Origin of the sequence: Bradyrhizobium sp. WU425 (assembly GCF_021052305.1) — a bacterium.
Taxonomy (GTDB): domain Bacteria; phylum Pseudomonadota; class Alphaproteobacteria; order Rhizobiales; family Xanthobacteraceae; genus Bradyrhizobium; species Bradyrhizobium canariense_D.
Genome location: NZ_CP088089.1, coordinates 5,017,505 through 5,032,912 on the forward strand (window position 1 = coordinate 5,017,505; position 15,408 = coordinate 5,032,912).

14 protein-coding genes are annotated in these 15,408 nt (G+C 63.9%); 9 read left to right on the forward strand and 5 right to left on the reverse strand.

Going from position 1 to position 15,408, the window contains the following annotated elements; translation table 11 throughout:
* Window positions 1–25: 25 nt before the first annotated feature.
* Both BcanWU425_RS24515 and BcanWU425_RS24520 read right to left on the reverse strand, forming a co-directional pair.
* Window positions 26–922 (reverse strand): UPF0280 family protein, encoded by an 897-nt coding sequence (locus BcanWU425_RS24515; protein WP_204510913.1) that lies wholly within the window; start codon window positions 920–922, stop codon window positions 26–28.
* On the reverse strand, window positions 919–2,376 hold the full coding sequence (locus BcanWU425_RS24520) for a 6-hydroxynicotinate reductase (protein WP_162496408.1): 1,458 nt from the start codon (window positions 2,374–2,376) through the stop codon (window positions 919–921). The genes BcanWU425_RS24515 and BcanWU425_RS24520 overlap by 4 nt, the downstream gene beginning before the upstream one ends.
* Before the next feature lie 281 nt (window positions 2,377–2,657).
* Here BcanWU425_RS24520 and BcanWU425_RS24525 point away from each other — a divergent pair, with 281 nt between their 5' ends.
* Window positions 2,658–3,140: a (2Fe-2S)-binding protein gene (locus tag BcanWU425_RS24525; RefSeq protein ID WP_085395874.1), complete on the forward strand. Its 483-nt coding sequence runs from the start codon at window positions 2,658–2,660 to the stop codon at window positions 3,138–3,140.
* Window positions 3,140–6,670, forward strand: a complete 3,531-nt coding sequence (locus BcanWU425_RS24530) for a molybdopterin cofactor-binding domain-containing protein (protein WP_204510912.1) — start codon at window positions 3,140–3,142, stop codon at window positions 6,668–6,670. Before BcanWU425_RS24525 ends, BcanWU425_RS24530 begins: the two co-directional genes overlap by 1 nt.
* A 3-nt stretch (window positions 6,671–6,673) precedes the next feature.
* Here the strand turns inward: BcanWU425_RS24530 and BcanWU425_RS24535 are convergent, their stop codons facing one another.
* Window positions 6,674–7,636 (reverse strand): catechol 2,3-dioxygenase, encoded by a 963-nt coding sequence (locus tag BcanWU425_RS24535; protein WP_085353038.1) that lies wholly within the window; start codon window positions 7,634–7,636, stop codon window positions 6,674–6,676.
* A gap of 435 nt (window positions 7,637–8,071) precedes the next feature.
* On the opposite strand from BcanWU425_RS24535, the gene BcanWU425_RS24540 reads away from it, so the two are divergent.
* The 3 genes from BcanWU425_RS24540 to BcanWU425_RS24550 all read left to right on the forward strand — a co-directional run bounded on the left by BcanWU425_RS24540 (window position 8,072) and on the right by BcanWU425_RS24550 (window position 11,633).
* On the forward strand, window positions 8,072–9,811 hold the full coding sequence (locus tag BcanWU425_RS24540; protein ID WP_204510911.1) for an ATP-binding protein: 1,740 nt from the start codon (window positions 8,072–8,074) through the stop codon (window positions 9,809–9,811).
* A gap of 103 nt (window positions 9,812–9,914) precedes the next feature.
* Window positions 9,915–10,493, forward strand: a complete 579-nt coding sequence (locus BcanWU425_RS24545) for a peroxidase-related enzyme (RefSeq protein WP_204510910.1) — start codon at window positions 9,915–9,917, stop codon at window positions 10,491–10,493.
* Between the two features lie 198 nt (window positions 10,494–10,691).
* Complete coding sequence (locus BcanWU425_RS24550; RefSeq protein ID WP_231188626.1) at window positions 10,692–11,633, forward strand: hypothetical protein; 942 nt, start codon at window positions 10,692–10,694, stop codon at window positions 11,631–11,633.
* Between the two features lie 17 nt (window positions 11,634–11,650).
* Here the strand turns inward: BcanWU425_RS24550 and BcanWU425_RS24555 are convergent, their stop codons facing one another.
* Both BcanWU425_RS24555 and BcanWU425_RS24560 read right to left on the reverse strand, forming a co-directional pair.
* Window positions 11,651–11,794, reverse strand: a complete 144-nt coding sequence (locus tag BcanWU425_RS24555) for a hypothetical protein (protein WP_204510908.1) — start codon at window positions 11,792–11,794, stop codon at window positions 11,651–11,653.
* Window positions 11,795–11,944: 150 nt separating this feature from the next.
* On the reverse strand, window positions 11,945–12,568 hold the full coding sequence (locus tag BcanWU425_RS24560) for a ParB-like protein (RefSeq protein ID WP_063992858.1): 624 nt from the start codon (window positions 12,566–12,568) through the stop codon (window positions 11,945–11,947).
* A gap of 271 nt (window positions 12,569–12,839) precedes the next feature.
* Between BcanWU425_RS24560 and BcanWU425_RS24565 the strand changes: the two genes are divergently transcribed.
* The 4 genes from BcanWU425_RS24565 to BcanWU425_RS24580 all read left to right on the forward strand — a co-directional run bounded on the left by BcanWU425_RS24565 (window position 12,840) and on the right by BcanWU425_RS24580 (window position 15,401).
* Window positions 12,840–13,181, forward strand: coding sequence for a hypothetical protein (locus tag BcanWU425_RS24565; RefSeq protein WP_085352754.1), 342 nt, complete (start codon window positions 12,840–12,842; stop codon window positions 13,179–13,181).
* A gap of 249 nt (window positions 13,182–13,430) precedes the next feature.
* Window positions 13,431–13,718 (forward strand): acyl carrier protein, encoded by a 288-nt coding sequence (locus BcanWU425_RS24570; RefSeq protein ID WP_007592476.1) that lies wholly within the window; start codon window positions 13,431–13,433, stop codon window positions 13,716–13,718.
* Between the two features lie 10 nt (window positions 13,719–13,728).
* A complete protein-coding gene (locus tag BcanWU425_RS24575; protein WP_085352753.1) occupies window positions 13,729–14,199 on the forward strand; it encodes a 3-hydroxyacyl-ACP dehydratase FabZ family protein in 471 nt (156 codons plus the stop codon).
* A complete protein-coding gene (locus BcanWU425_RS24580) occupies window positions 14,196–15,401 on the forward strand; it encodes a beta-ketoacyl-ACP synthase (protein WP_085362160.1) in 1,206 nt (401 codons plus the stop codon). The genes BcanWU425_RS24575 and BcanWU425_RS24580 overlap by 4 nt, the downstream gene beginning before the upstream one ends.
* Window positions 15,402–15,408 lie beyond the last annotated feature (7 nt).

Consider the following 15,408-nt stretch of genomic DNA (forward strand, 5'->3'; position numbering starts at 1 on the left):
TTGTTTCCTCAAACCGCTTCCCAGTTCAGGCATGGACCGCGTTCTCTTGTACAAGCGGGCGCGATCGTTGCCGTTCAATATCCTTGGTCCCGATGACAATCATATCACCACAAAGCTGCAACACGGCACCCTCGATCAATCCGCGATCGAATAATTGCCGTGCACATTCCGCGCCAGATTCGAGCGCGGTGGTGATCTCGTTCTGCGACAATCCACCAACGTTGCGGGTCACGAGCCGCGCGCCAAGATCGCTGTCGGGCTGAAGTTCGTTCGCAGGTTTTCGGATGATGGCGGGATGCTCCGGCAGATCGACGGCGTTCGCAACGATCGTCGCGGCCGCGTCGGCTTGCGACGCCGTTCCGGCCAGCACGGTCACCGCATCGGCAATCCCGAGGGAAAAGCTGCGGCCGTGCCGTCCGCTGGTCGCAATGCCACGCACGGGATCATCGGCGTCCACCCTGATTGTCCGCATCACGCCGTCGCGATCGGGCCGGTCCATCAGGCCGACCGAAAAATGCTCGCCCTCGCCGAGATGCAGGGCAATGTCTCCGCCATTGTTGACATAGGCCCGATCGAGCGCCGCAGCGTTCAGCATTGCGCCCAACACCTCCTCCGCCACGCTGCCGGCCACAGCGGCCATCGGCGTGATGAAGCCATCACCGGCATAGGGCGCCACCGCGGCGTGCATGCGACGCGCCACAACGCCTCTCAACGAGGTCCGCTCCTCGACAGCGGTCCGCAGTTCCGGCAGTTCCGCGCAGAGCTCGTCGAGAAGCCCGGTGAACCGTTCGGCCGCAGCCTTATAGGCCTCGCGCACTGCGTCGGCCGCCCCCCCCGCCTCGACGATCAGGTCAATCGGTCCATCCTGCAAATGCAGCCGCCGGCCGTCAGACAGCAACGCGATTTGCGGGAGCCTTGTCATGCCCGGGGTCCCGGGATCGGGTTCTGCCAGGGCAATTGGCGGACATCGTCGCCGCCCTGAACTTCGGCGAGCGGCTTCACATAATCCATGTGCCCGCCGAGCGCCGCATAGTCCGACAGCTTCATCGTGAATTCGATCGGCGCCACCAGCGCGGGCGTCGGCACGTAACCGAATGCCCCCGCCGGCATCTGCGTCACGTCGACCATGTAGGTGATGCCGCCGCCCGGCCAGACATAGACCGGCGCGCCGCCACTGGTGACGCGCGTCAGCGCGTCCTTCACCGAGCGCGTCAGCCGCACCGGATTGTCGGTCACGCCCGCCCGCAAGGAACCACCGGCGCCCGCCATGAACAGCACCGTACACAGCGCCGGTTCGCAATTCTCCTGAATGCGCTCGACCGAAAACTTGAGGTCCTCCGGCATCTCGGTCTCGACCGGCTTCAAGGCTTCGTCGAGCACGTAATAGGACGAATGCTCGCCCGTCGTGGAGACCATCAGCATCGAGAGGCCAGGCTTGGCCTCCTTCGCGTCGAACGGTCCCAGGATTGCGAGCGGATCGGAGATATTGGTGCCGCCCCAACCCGTGCCGGGATCGGCGACCTGGAAATAGCGGCCGGGCGTCGAGCGGCGCCCATTCATCTTGATGCCGGTATCGGCGATGTCGAGCAGCTTGCCGGCCTGGTGCTCCGAGAGCACGCCGGTGATATGGTCGTCGACCACGACGACCTCGTCGACCTTGCCGTGCCATTGCTTGGCGAACATGCCGATGGTCGCCGAGCCGCAGCCGACGCGCATGCGCTCTTCTTTCATGCCGTTGACGATCGGCGGCTGGCCGGCCTGCACCACCACGCTCGCGCCGCCGTCGATGGTGAGTTCGACCGCCTTGCAATTTGCGAGGTCCATCAGCGTGTCGCAGGTGACGCGGCCTTCCTTCTTGGAGCCGCCGGTCAGATGGTGCACGCCGCCGAGCGACAGCATCTGCGAACCGTATTCGCTGGTGGTGACATGACCGACCGCCTCGCCTTGTGCACGGACGGTCGCCGTCTCCGGCCCGAGATAACGGTCGGTGTCGATCTTCACCTTGATGCCGCAGTACGAGAAGATGCCCTCGGTGACGACAGTCACCATGTCGACGCCATCGACCTCCGCCGAGACGATGAACGGCGCCGGCTTGTAGTCGGGATAGGTGGTCCCCGCGCCGATCGCCGTTACAAAGGTGGAAGGCTCGTGGACGATCTTGCCGTCCCAATCTTCGGTGCGGCTGAACGGAACGAGCTTGCCGCCATGCGACACGGTGCGCTCCAGGATCACATGCGGATCGACGCGGACGAGCTTGCCTTCGTGATTGGCATAGCGGTCGCAGGCGCCCGCCGCGCCCGGCTTGATGTAGCACATCACCGGACACGCATCGCAGCGGATCTTGTCGATGGCGGCGCTCGTAGGTTCAGTCACCATGTCAAAGCCAGCCGACTGTGCAGTTATCATTTGTACACGAACGATGTTGCGCGCCCTCCCGATGACTGTCAAGCGGCGGTGCGGCGCAAAACATACGCCTGCCGCATAAAACCTCATTTGCCTATCCGCCCTGTCCACAAAGAAGGCACTCGCGCTGCACTGCGGCATGTCTGGCTTGCACGTTTGTGTACAAACGGTATCGTCGCAACGTAGATTTTGCGCGGACTTGGAATTCGCGAAGCCTTGGCCGCGGCGCTCAACGACTCGACTTGGGAACGAGGATGACGCAGACACCGATCCGCATCACCGTGAACGGCAGAATCCACGAGATCACTGCGGCGCGAGACACGCCGCTGCTCTACGTGCTGCGCAACGATCTCGCGCTCAACGGTCCGAAATACGGTTGCGGCCTCGGTGAATGCGGCACCTGCACTGTCCTGATCGGTGGCGCTGCGGCGCGCTCCTGCGTCATTCCGATCAGTGGCTGCGCCGGCCGCGACATCGTGACGCTCGAGGGGCTCGGCACCCGCGCCGAGCCGGATGTGGTGCAGCAGGCCTTCATCGACGAGCAGGCCGCGCAATGCGGCTATTGCCTCAACGGCATGATCATGACGACCAAGGCGCTGCTTGCGATCAACCCTCAGCCCACCGAACAGGAGGCGCTGGCGGCGCTGCGCTACAATCTCTGTCGCTGCGGCACGCATATCGAAATCCTTCGCGCCGTGATGCGTGCGTCTGGTCAGCTTGCCGAGGCCGGTGATTGATGGCCTCCCCGCATCCGAACGGAGCTGAGCTGCAATCCGGCTCGCTCGTCGTCGTCCGCACGGTGGACGAGTGCACATCCGAGACCTTCGTCCGCATCACCGCGGACGGTTCGGTCACAGCCTACAATGGTCATGTCGATCTCGGCACCGGCATCCGCACGGCGCTTGGCCAGATCGTGGCTGAAGAGCTCGACGTCTCCTTTGCCCGCCTCGTCGTGGTGCTCGGCGACACCGCAACGGTGCCGAACCAGGGCGCCACGATCGCAAGCGAGACCATTCAGATCACTGCCGTTCCCCTGCGCAAAGCCGCCGCGCAGGCGCGTCACTTCCTGATCGCACGTGCGGCCGAGCGCCTGGAGCTGCCGGCAGCCGATCTCAGGATCGAAGACGGCCTCGTGCGCGGGCACGACAATCGCAGCGTCAGCTATGGCGAGTTGATCGGCGGAGAGACCATTCGTCTCGAGCTTGCCGACGACGTCGCCGTCAAGCCGGTCGGCGATTACGCCATTGTCGGCCAATCGATGCCACGCGTCGACCTGCCCGCCAAGGCCACGGGCGAGCTGACCTTCGTGCACGACATCCGTATGCCGGGCATGCTGCACGGCCGCGTGGTGCGCCCGCCCTATGCCGGCGTCGACGCCGGCCCGTTCGTCGGCACCAGCCTGATTTCGGTCGATGAATCCTCGGTGCGCGACATTCCCGGCATCATGGCCGTCGTACGCATCGGCGATTTCGTCGGAATCGTCGCGGAGCGCGAGGAGAACGCGATCCGCGCGGCGGAGCAGCTTGCGGTGAGCTGGCGACCGACGCCGGATCTGACCGATCTCGCCAACGTCGAAACGGCGCTGCGTGCCAGCCCGTCCACGCCGCGCACGCTGATCGACAAGGGCGACGTCGATGCTGCCATTGCCGGTGCGGCCAAGCCGATGCGGCGCACTTACGTCTGGCCATATCAGATGCATGCCTCGATCGGCCCGTCCTGCGCGGTCGCCGACTTCCAGGACGGCAACATCCGTGTCTGGTCGGGCACGCAGAACCCGCACGTGCTGCGCGCAGACCTGTCACTGCTGATCGAGCGTCCCGAGAGCGAGATCGAGGTCATCAGGTTGGAGGCCGCCGGATGCTACGGCCGCAACTGCGCCGACGATGTCACCGCGGACGCTTTGTTGCTCTCGCGCGCGGTCGGCCGGCCCGTGCGCGTACAGCTGACGCGCGAGCAGGAACACGCCTGGGAGCCCAAAGGCGCCGCGCAGCTCATCGACGTCAATGGCGGTCTGGATGCGGCGGGCGACGTCGCTGCCTACGATCTCGCTACGCGCTATCCGTCGAATGCCGCGCCGACGTTGGCGCTGTTGCTGACGGGACGGATATCGCCGAGGCCGGACGTCCTCCAGATGGGCGACCGCACCGCGATCCCGCCTTACGATTACGGCCACATGCGCGTCGTAGCCCACGACATGGCGCCGATCGTGCGCGCGTCCTGGTTTCGCGGCGTCTCGGCCCTGCCCAACACCTTTGCGCATGAATCCTATATCGACGAGGCCGCAACCGAGGCCGGCGTCGATCCGATCGAATATCGCCTGCGTTACCTGAAGGACCAGCGCGCGGTCGATCTCGTCCATGCGGTCGCCGAGCGGGCGGGCTGGACGCCGCGGCCGGTGCGCGAAGAGAAAGACGGCGAGATCGTGCATGGGCGCGGCTTTGCCTATGCGCTCTACGTCCACAGCAAATTCCCCGGCTATGGCGCGGCTTGGTCGGCCTGGGTCACCGACGTTGCCGTGAACAAGTCGACCGGCGAGGTCAGCGTGACGCGCGTGGTTGCTGGGCAGGACTCCGGATTGATGATCAACCCGGACGGTGTGCGCCACCAGATCCATGGCAACGTCATCCAGTCAACCAGCCGCGCACTGATGGAGGAGGTCTCGTTCGAGCGCGGCGCAGTCGCGGCGCGGGAATGGGGCGCCTATCCGATCATCCCCTTCCCTGACGTGCCCAAGATCGACGTGTTGTTGCTGCCGCGGCCGGACCAGCCGCCGCTCGGCGTCGGCGAATCCGCCTCGGTCCCGAGTGCGGCTGCGATTGCGAACGCGATCTTCGATGCCACCGGCGTGCGATTTCGCGAGCCGCCGTTCACGCCCGAGCGCATCCTGAATGGATTGCACAGCGGCGGGCCGACCACGCCGCAGGCGCTGCCCACTCCCGCTGCGCCACAACCATCCCGTATCTGGGAGAATCCATTCGCCAAACGCGCCGGCATCTTCGCGACGGTCGCGGCCGTCTGCACCGCGGCGATTGGCATCGGTGCGGCTGTTTTGCCCGGCCGCGCCATCGCACCGATCGCGCGGCCAGACCCATCGGTCTATTCCGCAGCGACGATCGCGCGCGGGCAACAACTGGCCGCACTCGGCAATTGCGCGGAGTGCCACACCATGATCGGCGGTGCGCTCAACGCCGGTGGCCGCGCGCTGGAGACGCCGTTCGGCACGATCTACGCGACCAACATCACGCCCGACGTCGAGACCGGCATCGGCGCCTGGTCCTATCCCGCATTCGAGCGCGCGATGCGCGACGGGCTGCATCGCGACGGACGGCAACTCTATCCCGCCTTCCCCTACACGCACTTTTCGAAGACTGGCGATGCCGACATGCAGGCGCTTTATGCCTATCTAATGGCACAGCCTGCGGTGCGCGCGACGCAGCCTGCGAATACGCTCGCCTTCCCGTTCAATCTCCGCCCGCTACTTGCCGGATGGAATACGCTGTTCCATCAGACGCGCGAGTTCAAACCTGATCCTGCCAAGTCCGAAGTCTGGAATCGCGGCGCTTATCTGGTCGAGGGCCTCGGCCATTGCAGCGCCTGCCATTCGCCGCGCAACGCGCTCGGCGCCGAGCAGCGCGGCGCCTATCTCGCCGGCGGCTTTGCCGAGGGCTGGGAGGCGCCGCCGCTGACCTCACTCTCGCACGCGCCGATCCCATGGAGCGAGGACGAGCTGTTCGCCTATTTGCGCACGGGCCACTCGCGGTATCATGGCGTCGCCGCCGGACCGATGGCGCCTGTTGTCAGGGATCTCACAGCCTTGCCCGATCAGGACATCCGCGCCATGGCCGTGTATCTCAACTCGTTCTATGACACCGCGACCGACGCGAAAGCGCAGGATGCGATCGCTCTGAAGCTAGAAGCTTCAACGCAAGTCACGATGGCGTCCTCAACCGGCGCGCGCCTCTATCAGGGCGCCTGCGCCGTCTGCCACGAGGTCGGCGGCCTGGCGCTGTTCGGCAGCCGCCCCTCGCTCGCCCTCAACAGCAACCTGCACAGCGCCACATCGGACAATCTCGTGCAAATCATCCTGCACGGCATCGCCGAGCCGGTGTCGAGCAATCTCGGCTATATGCCGGCCTTCAAGAACAGCATGAGCGATGCGCAGGTCGAGGAGCTGGTCACCTTCCTGCGCAAGCAGTTCGCACCCGACAGGCCAGCATGGATCGGTGTGAAGGAGACGATTGCGCGTGTGAGAGCCGCCGCGAACTGAGCGCTACTTCTTGTGCTGCACCGGCGGCGTGCCGTGCGTGTGAAACGACTCGATCGTCTTGAGGCCCCACGCCTGCCCCTTCTTGCGTTCGTCTTCCGTCCACACGATCGGCTTCCAGTCGGGCGCGAGGATGAGGCGCGCGCCGGCATTGGCGACTTCGACGCGGTTGCCGCCGGGCTCGTAGACATAGAGGAAGAAGGTCTGCTGGATCGCGTGCTTGTGCGGGCCGGTCTCGATGTGGATGCCGTTCTCCAGGAAGATGTCGGCAGCGCGCAGAATCTCTTCGCGGCTGTCGAGCGCGTAAGTGACATGGTGGAAGCGGCCGGCCGTGCCGGAATGGTCGAGCGAATAGGCGAAATCGTAGCTCTTGTTCGACATCGTCAGCCACATCGCCGCTTCGCGGCCGTCGTTCAGCACGATCTGCTCGGTGAGGCGGCAGCCGAGATAATTCTCGAAGAACTCCCGGTTGGCCTTGATGTCCACGGCGAGGCAATTGAGGTGATCGAGGCGGCGGACATTGACGCCGCGCGCGGGAAAGCGCTGCGCCTGGTTCTTCAGTGCGGGCTTCAGCTCGGGCGGCGCCTGATACCATTCGGTCTCGTAGTAGAGCTCGACGATGTGTCCATCGGGATCGCGGCAGCGGAAGGTCGGCCCCTGCCCCATGTCGCCGTCGATCCAGCCGATGTCGAAGCCGGACCCTTTCAGCGCCGCGACGCGACGCTCCAGCGCCTGCTGGCTGCGCGCACGTAACGCCATGTGCTCCATGCCCGATGTCTTCGACGCCGTCAGTTTGAGCGAATAGCGCTCGTAATCGTCCCAGCCGCGCAAATAGACCGACTCGCCCTTTTGTCCGCTGACGGTCATGCCCATCACGTCGACGAAGAATTTCAGGCTCTCGTCCGGCTTGGGTGTCAACAGCTCCATGTGGCCGAGATGAGCGAGATCGAGGATCGGTTCGGGCTGCATGGTGTCCTCCAAGATGTGGCTTGCGATCCGCTGGACCGGATCCCGCGATCTGGCACAGGCTGCAATCCACTCACGCGCCGGTGGGCGGCACAAGGCCGCCGGTTTATTTGTACCAATGTACAAATCATTAGGTCCCGTCAACAAATCAAACATCGCCGCCCGGAACGGATGACGGGCCATCCGGGATGACCAACCCGTCCCGGAACCGCGGACCGACTGCCCGAATGGTAAAATCTCTCTTAAGCACTCTCACCCGTCGGCCGGGAAAAAGCAGCATTTTCCGCCGCTACTGCCAGGGAGTATGTATTGGGAACAAACCTCGCACCCGAATTGTCGCGGATTTAACGAAGCGCCGGCGCCTGCCGCTTAACCGTTTGTCCAGCGACGGCCGTGCATAGTCCGGGCAACCCGTTGCTCTTGCCAGGTTCATTCATTGTGACATCCTTTGGACGCGTGATTTCGGTTCGCGGATCGCTCGCCCGGGTCGGGCTGCTGGCTGAAAGCCGCATGCCGGTCTCGGAAGTTCGGGCCACCGTCGGCCGCTTCGTCAGTATCCGCTGCGCCAGCTCGGTCATCGTCGCCATGATCACCGAGGTGTCCTGCGAGAACCTCTCGAGCAACGACAATCTGATCGCCATCGCCTCGGTCGACCTGCTGGGCGAAATCCTCAACGCGACCGGCAAGGCCAAATTCCAGCGCGGCGTCACCAACTATCCGACCATCGGCGATTCGGTCGACCTGATCACGAGCCAGGAGCTGCGCACGATCTACGCGCCCACCGGTTCCGACCAGATCAATGTCGGCTTCCTTCAGCAGGACAGCTCCGTCGTCGCCTATGTCGACATCGAGGAAATGCTCTCCAAGCACTTTGCAGTGCTGGGATCGACCGGCGTCGGCAAATCGACCGGTGTGTCGCTGTTGCTCAACGAGATCCTCAAGGCACGCCCGAACCTGCGCATCTTCCTGCTCGATGTGCACAACGAATATGGCCGCTGCTTCGGCGACCGCGCGCTGGTGCTCAACCCGCGCAATCTGAAACTGCCGTTCTGGCTGTTCAATTTCGAGGAAATCGTCGACGTGCTGTTCGGCGGCCGCGCCGGCGTGCCTGAGGAGCTCGACGTCCTCGCCGAGGTCATTCCGCTCGCCAAGGGCGTCTACACCCAGTACCAGAACGCCGACCGCATTGGCCTGAAGCGCATCGATCCCAAGCAGATCGGCTACACCGTCGATACGCCGGTGCCCTATCGCCTGGTCGATCTGATGTCGCTGATCGACGAGCGCATGGGCAAGCTCGAGAACCGCTCCTCGCGCATCATCTATCACAAGCTGATCTCCCGCATCGAGGCGGTCCGCAACGACCCGCGCTACGCCTTCATGTTCGACAACGCCAATGTCGGCGGTGACACCATGGCCGAGGTGATCAGTCATCTGTTCCGCCTGCCGGCCAACGGCAAACCGATGACGGTGATGCAGCTCGCCGGCTTCCCGGCCGAGGTCATCGATTCCGTCGTCTCGGTGCTCTGCCGCATGGCCTTCGACTTCGGCTTGTGGAGCGATGGCGTTTCGCCGATGCTGTTCGTCTGTGAGGAGGCTCACCGCTACGCCTCGGCCGATCGCAATGTCGGCTTCGGGCCGACCCGCAAGGCGGTGTCGCGCATCGCCAAGGAAGGCCGCAAATACGGCGTCTATCTCGGCCTCATCACCCAGCGTCCGGCCGAGCTCGACGCCACCATCATCTCCCAGTGCAACACGCTGTTCACGATGCGCCTTGCCAACGAGCGCGACCAGGCGCTGCTGCGCGCCGCGGTGTCGGATGCGGCCGCGAACCTGCTTTCGTTCGTTCCCTCGCTCGGCACCCGAGAAGTGCTGGCATTCGGCGAAGGTGTCGCGCTGCCGACGCGGCTGCGCTTCAAGGAGGTGCCGCCGCATCAATTGCCGCGCGGCGAAGCCACCATCAGCAGCGTGCCCTCCGTCACCTCCGGTCACGACATGCATTTCGTCGGCGCCGTGCTCGAGCGCTGGCGCGGTGCCACCTCGCAGCGCGACGTGCCGAACGATCCGGTGTTCTCGGCGCCGCCCGCGAAGACGCTCTCCAGCATCGAAGCCCCGATGCTGCAACCGTCGATGGGGTTGGATCCGGACCGCTTCTCGCTGCTGAAGAAGCCGCTGCGGTAAAGCGACGCTTGTTTTCCAGCGCCGGCATTGCGAGCCTGGCGTCACGTTGAGCATGGCACCCGCATCGACTAAGGTTGCCGGCCCCAAGCCGGAATCCATGCCCATGACAAAGCCTGTGCAACGCTTCGCCGCTCCCGCCCTCGATGCGCTCCCTGACGACATCCGCACGCGTCTCCTCGCCGTCCAGGAGAAGAGCGGCTTCGTGCCGAACGTGTTTTTGACGCTGGCCTACCGCCCGGACGAGTTCCGCGCCTTCTTCGCCTACCACGACGCACTGATGGAGAAGGACGGCGGCCTCAGCAAAGCCGAACGCGAGATGATCGTGGTCGCGACCTCGGCAGCCAATCAGTGCCAGTATTGCGTGATCGCGCATGGCGCGATCCTGCGTATCCGTGCCAAGAACCCGCTGATCGCCGACCAGATCGCCACGAACTACCGCAAGGCCGACATCACGCCGCGGCAAAAGGCGATGCTCGACTTCGCGATGAAGGTCTCGGCCGATGCGCAGCGGATTTCCGAGGACGATTTCACTGCGCTCGCGCCGCATGGCTTCAGCGAGGACGACATCTGGGACATCGCCGCAATCTCCGCCTTCTTCGCACTGTCGAACCGGCTGGCGAATTTCACCGGCATGCGGCCGAACGACGAATTCTATCTGATGGGACGGCTGCCGAAGAAATGACCGACCGCCGCGAGCGCGGAAGGAACGCATCGCCACAATGCAGCGGATGAGTTCCCGCTTGACGGGAACTCTGTGTTTTCGCAATCGCACACGTTTAATTAAGAATCTCACCCTCAACTAGCACAAACGCCTTGGGACAACTTGCGCAGTTTCCGTCCCCGGAGACGCGGATGAGCCGTGCCTGTTGGGGGGCTTCTCATGAACGTGCGGGCATTTGTTATCGCGACCTGTATTGGCACGGCATTCTTCGCGGCCGGATACGCATGGAACTATCAGCCGGAGATCATCAACGCGAACGAGATATGGAGCATGTTCGAATCGGAGCATGGCAAGGCGCGGGCTGCCGTCTTGCGCGTCCTCGTTGCGCCGAATTCAGCTCACTTCAACGGCCTGCGAACGATCGATGCAGACCAGGCAAGATACGTATGCGGCTCCGTAAAAGCGATGGACAAGGAGAGGCAGTATGTCGAGGCCGCGTTCGTTTACACCGTCGCGATCGATTTTGCCCGTATCGACGACGACGGCCGGATGACGTCGCAGCGCTCTGCTTACAAGCCCTGCCCGGGCGCGGCCGACGACAAAATTGCCGACCAGAACACGCTGACACCGCCAGGCGCGCTGTCGATGATCAAGACCATCGAAAAAGTCATCCCCAAGTCCAGCGGCGGAACGATGGAACAACAGCTTGGCCAGCTGGCCGCACAGACAGCGGCGGTCGCGCCAGGTTCGGCGGTCCCGCGGAGATCAGCCGGCTCATCGGGTTCGCCAGCCTCGGCAGGGGCAGGATGGGCGCCAGCAGCACAGCATTCAGGTTCGGGCGTGGAGGCGCGACAAGCAGATGAACTGACGTGGCGTGTCGATCAGCCGCCGGCTGCATGGCCGAACTTCCCCTCGGACCATCCGCTGGCGAAATCGGCGCAGAAGCGGACGAGCGCCGAGGCCCTGGCGTTTGCGAAAGGCATCGAGGCTCGCTGGGAGGAGGCCAAATCATCCGGGGTTCCGGCCAAGCGTCCTTCGCCCGAGGAGATCAAGGAAGCATGCCGCGCGCTACTTACGATTGATCCCGCGGACAAGGATTATCCGCGGGCCTGGGCCGCCTTTGTGCGGTTGCGCAAAATCGATCGCGACGCTGCTGGTTGAACTGGCGTGAACCTGTCCTAGCGCTGCGCCATCAACTCGAGCGCCGGGGCAAAGCGCTCGGAAAAAGTCAACGTCTTGGCATGGTGAACTGCGGCAAACGACGCCGAGATCCCGGCTGAAGCGACCACGAGCAGGGCAACGGCGAAAACCAGATGGCGCATTTCGGCCTCCTGTGTGAGCTCGACAATTCCAACAGATGGCACGGCTTGGTTTCAGCACTGCTTCGTGCGGACGGAAGATGGTTTCGCTCAAGAGGCTGTGATCAGATCCGGTTTGCGGAGCCGCATGCCTCGCTGCTGCGAGCGTTGCGCCTAATCATCGTCCGCTGGCCCACACCAGCCGGGCAAATAGATCGCATCCTTGCTCTTGGCTGAGGACATCGCCTTCTCGAGCGCCTTGTCGAAATTGGCATCCACAGCCTTGCGCGACAGCTTTCGACGCAGATAGTCGGCCCACAGGAATTCGGAGAAGGGCGTGGTGTCCTTGGCGAAGCCGCCCATGCGGCGCAGTTCGCCGGCAAGGCTCCGGAAAGGATCGTCCTTGAGGTCGACGACGGATTTGGGCAAATCGCGGAATGGTCGCCGTTCGCCCTTGGCGTCGTAGGGGTAAACCCAGCGCTTGTTGTCCATCACGCCCCAGAACGCTTCGCGCTCGACCATCCTGAGGTCGCCGACAATGGTGACCAGCACCTCCTTGACGCCCTCGTCGTGCAGCGCGCGACCGAGATGATGATGGTCGATCACGTAATAGCGCTCGTCGGGGCCGTGCACGACGGGGATCATATGCTTGCCGAGCAGATCGGCCTGCTTCTTCTTGTCGTGCTCGCGCCAGCGCTTGCGCTTCTCCTTGACCTCGCGCATCCCGACCGTCATCTGCGTCGGCCGCAGCGACAGGATCGACACCGGATGCACTCTCGGTTCGCGCGTATTGGTCATGGTCGAAAGGCCCCTAACATGGTTGCAGCTGCGTGGTCAGGTTCCCTGGACTATGTCATGGGCACCGCGCCGGCAAATGCATTCGGCTCGGTGGATATTATTGCATCGCACCCTCTGCAGGCCCGGAACGACCACGGTTCCACGGTCCTTCGTTCGCAGTCCTGCAGGATAGTGCGAACGCGCAATGCACGTGCGCGTTGAGAAAATTTTCTGCAACGCGTTCACTACGTATGCTATCTAAAAATCGCTGCTTCGGAGTGATCCCTGCACCATGACAACCCAGCGGCCCATAAGCTCGGATGACGAGCACCGGGTGCTCCAGTTCAGGCCGCGCACCTCGCCTTCCCCGACGGCCCACCGCGGCAACGCTAGCGTGCAGCAATTGCGCGTCGCGCCCGAGCGGCTCGACCTGTCGCGCTACGAGGAGCCCCGCACCGAACCGGACGATTTCCGCCGTCGCATGCTCGCCAATATCGCGGCGCTGGCCTTCACCATCGCACTGACCGCGATCGGGATCTGGCTCGCGGTGAGCATCGCCGACCTGCGCCGGACCCAGGATTGCGTGCTGATGGGCCGCCGCGACTGCGTCAAGATCACGACGCCGCACATCTAGGCAGGACATCTGGTAAGCAAGACGTCTGGTAGGCCCGCTGGCGCTCCTTCGGCCGAAACGGCTCAGCCGGGGCGTCCCCAGCCCGGTCCCCACACCCGTCCGGCTCCATTGAACTCAGGGCGGCGCTCCGATATACGGGCTTTCGACCCGGCCAGAGGGGGGTTGAGGGCGTCATCGGGGCGCGATGCCCACCCATCGTTCCACTCTGGAAAATCTGACAAACATCTGCAATATATCAAAGGCTTAGTGATGTCCTCCACATTCGATCAGGTCGCTACGATCATCGCTGAAACCTGCGACATCCCGCGCGACACGATCACGCCGGATAGCCATGCCATCGATGACCTCGGCATCGACAGCCTCGATTTCCTGGACATCGCGTTCGCGATCGACAAGCAGTTCGGTATCAAGCTGCCGCTGGAAAAGTGGACTCAGGAGGTTAACGACGGCAAAGCGACCACCGAGCAGTATTTCGTGCTGAAAAACCTGTGCGCCCGCATCGACGAACTGGTTGCGGCCAAGGGCGCGAGCGCCTAAGCGCGCGGTCATGCAACTCGAATACTTCCACATGATAGATCGCGTCGTCGACCTCAACGTCGACGCGAAGACGATTGTTGTCGAGGCTCAGGTCCCGATGGAGAGCACCATCTTCGAAGGGCACTTCCCGGGCTATCCCCTGATGCCCGGCGTGCTCCTGATCGAATCGATGGCGCAGGCCTCGGGCTGGCTTCAGCTTGGCGTGCTCAAATTCGAGCGTATGCCGATCCTGGCTGCCGTCAAGGAGGCCAAGGTCCGCGGCTCGGTCTTCCCCGGCGATCTCATGAGCATCGAGGCGAGCCTGGCCCATCAGGGCTCAGGCTACGCCGTGACCGAAGCCAAGATCAAGGTCGGCGGCAAGCTGCGCGCGAATTCGACGCTGACCTTCACGCAGATTCCCTTTCCCCATGCGGATATGCGCGCCCACATGGACGCGGTCGCCAAACGCGTCGGCTTTCCGCAACAGGCCGTATTGCCATGACCGAGACTGCTTCGAAGCCTGCCCAGACGGAAGTCTGGATCACCGGCATTGGCCTGGCCACCTCGCTCGGCGAGGGCCTGGACGCCAACTGGGCCGCGCTTCAGGAGAAGCGCATCAATGTCGACGAGAAGGGCTTTGCACCCTACATTGTGCACCCCCTGATGCCTGTCACCTTCGACAGCCAGATCCCCAAGAAGGGCGACCAGCGCCAGATGGAAGCCTGGCAGCGCATCGGCACCTATGCGGCCGGGCTTGCGCTCGACTCCGCCGGGATCAAGGGCAACAAGGACATCCTGTCGAAGATCGACATGGTGGTCGCCGCCGGCGGCGGTGAACGCGATCTCAACGTCGACACCGGCGTGCTCACGGCCGAGGCCAAGGGCGCCAACGCGCCCGGCTTCCTCAATGAGCGGCTGATGAGCGATCTCAGGCCGACGCTGTTCCTGGCCCAGCTCTCCAACCTGCTCGCCGGCAACATCGCCATCGTGCACGGCATTGGCGGCACCTCGCGCACCTTCATGGGTGAAGAGGTTGCCGGCGCCGATGCCGCCCGCATTGCATTGTCGCGCATCGCCTCCGGCGAGAGCGACATCGCGCTGATCGGCGGCTCGCACAATGGCGAGCGCAAGGACCTGATGGTCCTCTACGAATTCGGCGACTTCAATCTGAAGGACAAGTTCGCCCCCGTGTGGGCGCGCAAGGACCACGCCGGCTTCGCGCTCGGCTCGGCTGGCGCGTTCCTGGTGCTGGAATCGAAGGCCCATGCGGAAGCGCGCGGCGCAAAACCATTCGCAAAGCTGTCGAGCGTCGTTGCCGACCTTGCCCGTCGTAAGACCCCCGGCGACATGGCCGCGACGCTGGAGAAGCTTTGGGCAAAGTTGCCGAAGCGCGACGGCAAGGGCGCGATCATATCCGGCGCGACCGGCGCGGAGCCTGCGACATCAGAAGAGCGCGCCTTCCTGAAGGGCCACGCCGATTTCCCGGTGCGCTCGACCGGCACGATGTTCGGCCACACCATGGAGACGCAATTCCCGCTCGGCATCGCGCTCGCCGCGCTGTCGATCTCTCGCGGCGCGCTGTTTCCGCCGAACGATTCCACGGGCACCGAGATTGAAATGCAGGGAGCGCCCACCCAGATTGTGGTGGTGGGGGCCGGACACTGGCGCGGCGAAGGCATGGCGCTGGTCGAGGCAGTAAGCTAAAGCGCGT

Bases quoted from the DNA above. Each gene is read 5' to 3' on its own strand.
- BcanWU425_RS24515 (WP_204510913.1), bottom strand. From the start codon at position 922: ATGACAAGGCTCCCGCAAATCGCGTTGCTGTCTGACGGCCGGCGGCTG.
- BcanWU425_RS24520 (WP_162496408.1), bottom strand. From the start codon at position 2,376: ATGGTGACTGAACCTACGAGCGCCGCCATCGACAAGATCCGCTGCGAT.
- BcanWU425_RS24525 (WP_085395874.1), top strand. From the start codon at position 2,658: ATGACGCAGACACCGATCCGCATCACCGTGAACGGCAGAATCCACGAG.
- BcanWU425_RS24530 (WP_204510912.1), top strand. From the start codon at position 3,140: ATGGCCTCCCCGCATCCGAACGGAGCTGAGCTGCAATCCGGCTCGCTC.
- BcanWU425_RS24535 (WP_085353038.1), bottom strand. From the start codon at position 7,636: ATGCAGCCCGAACCGATCCTCGATCTCGCTCATCTCGGCCACATGGAG.
- BcanWU425_RS24545 (WP_204510910.1), top strand. From the start codon at position 9,915: ATGACAAAGCCTGTGCAACGCTTCGCCGCTCCCGCCCTCGATGCGCTC.
- BcanWU425_RS24550 (WP_231188626.1), top strand. From the start codon at position 10,692: ATGAACGTGCGGGCATTTGTTATCGCGACCTGTATTGGCACGGCATTC.
- BcanWU425_RS24555 (WP_204510908.1), bottom strand. From the start codon at position 11,794: ATGCGCCATCTGGTTTTCGCCGTTGCCCTGCTCGTGGTCGCTTCAGCC.
- BcanWU425_RS24560 (WP_063992858.1), bottom strand. From the start codon at position 12,568: ATGACCAATACGCGCGAACCGAGAGTGCATCCGGTGTCGATCCTGTCG.
- BcanWU425_RS24565 (WP_085352754.1), top strand. From the start codon at position 12,840: ATGACAACCCAGCGGCCCATAAGCTCGGATGACGAGCACCGGGTGCTC.
- BcanWU425_RS24570 (WP_007592476.1), top strand. From the start codon at position 13,431: ATGTCCTCCACATTCGATCAGGTCGCTACGATCATCGCTGAAACCTGC.
- BcanWU425_RS24575 (WP_085352753.1), top strand. From the start codon at position 13,729: ATGCAACTCGAATACTTCCACATGATAGATCGCGTCGTCGACCTCAAC.
- BcanWU425_RS24580 (WP_085362160.1), top strand. From the start codon at position 14,196: ATGACCGAGACTGCTTCGAAGCCTGCCCAGACGGAAGTCTGGATCACC.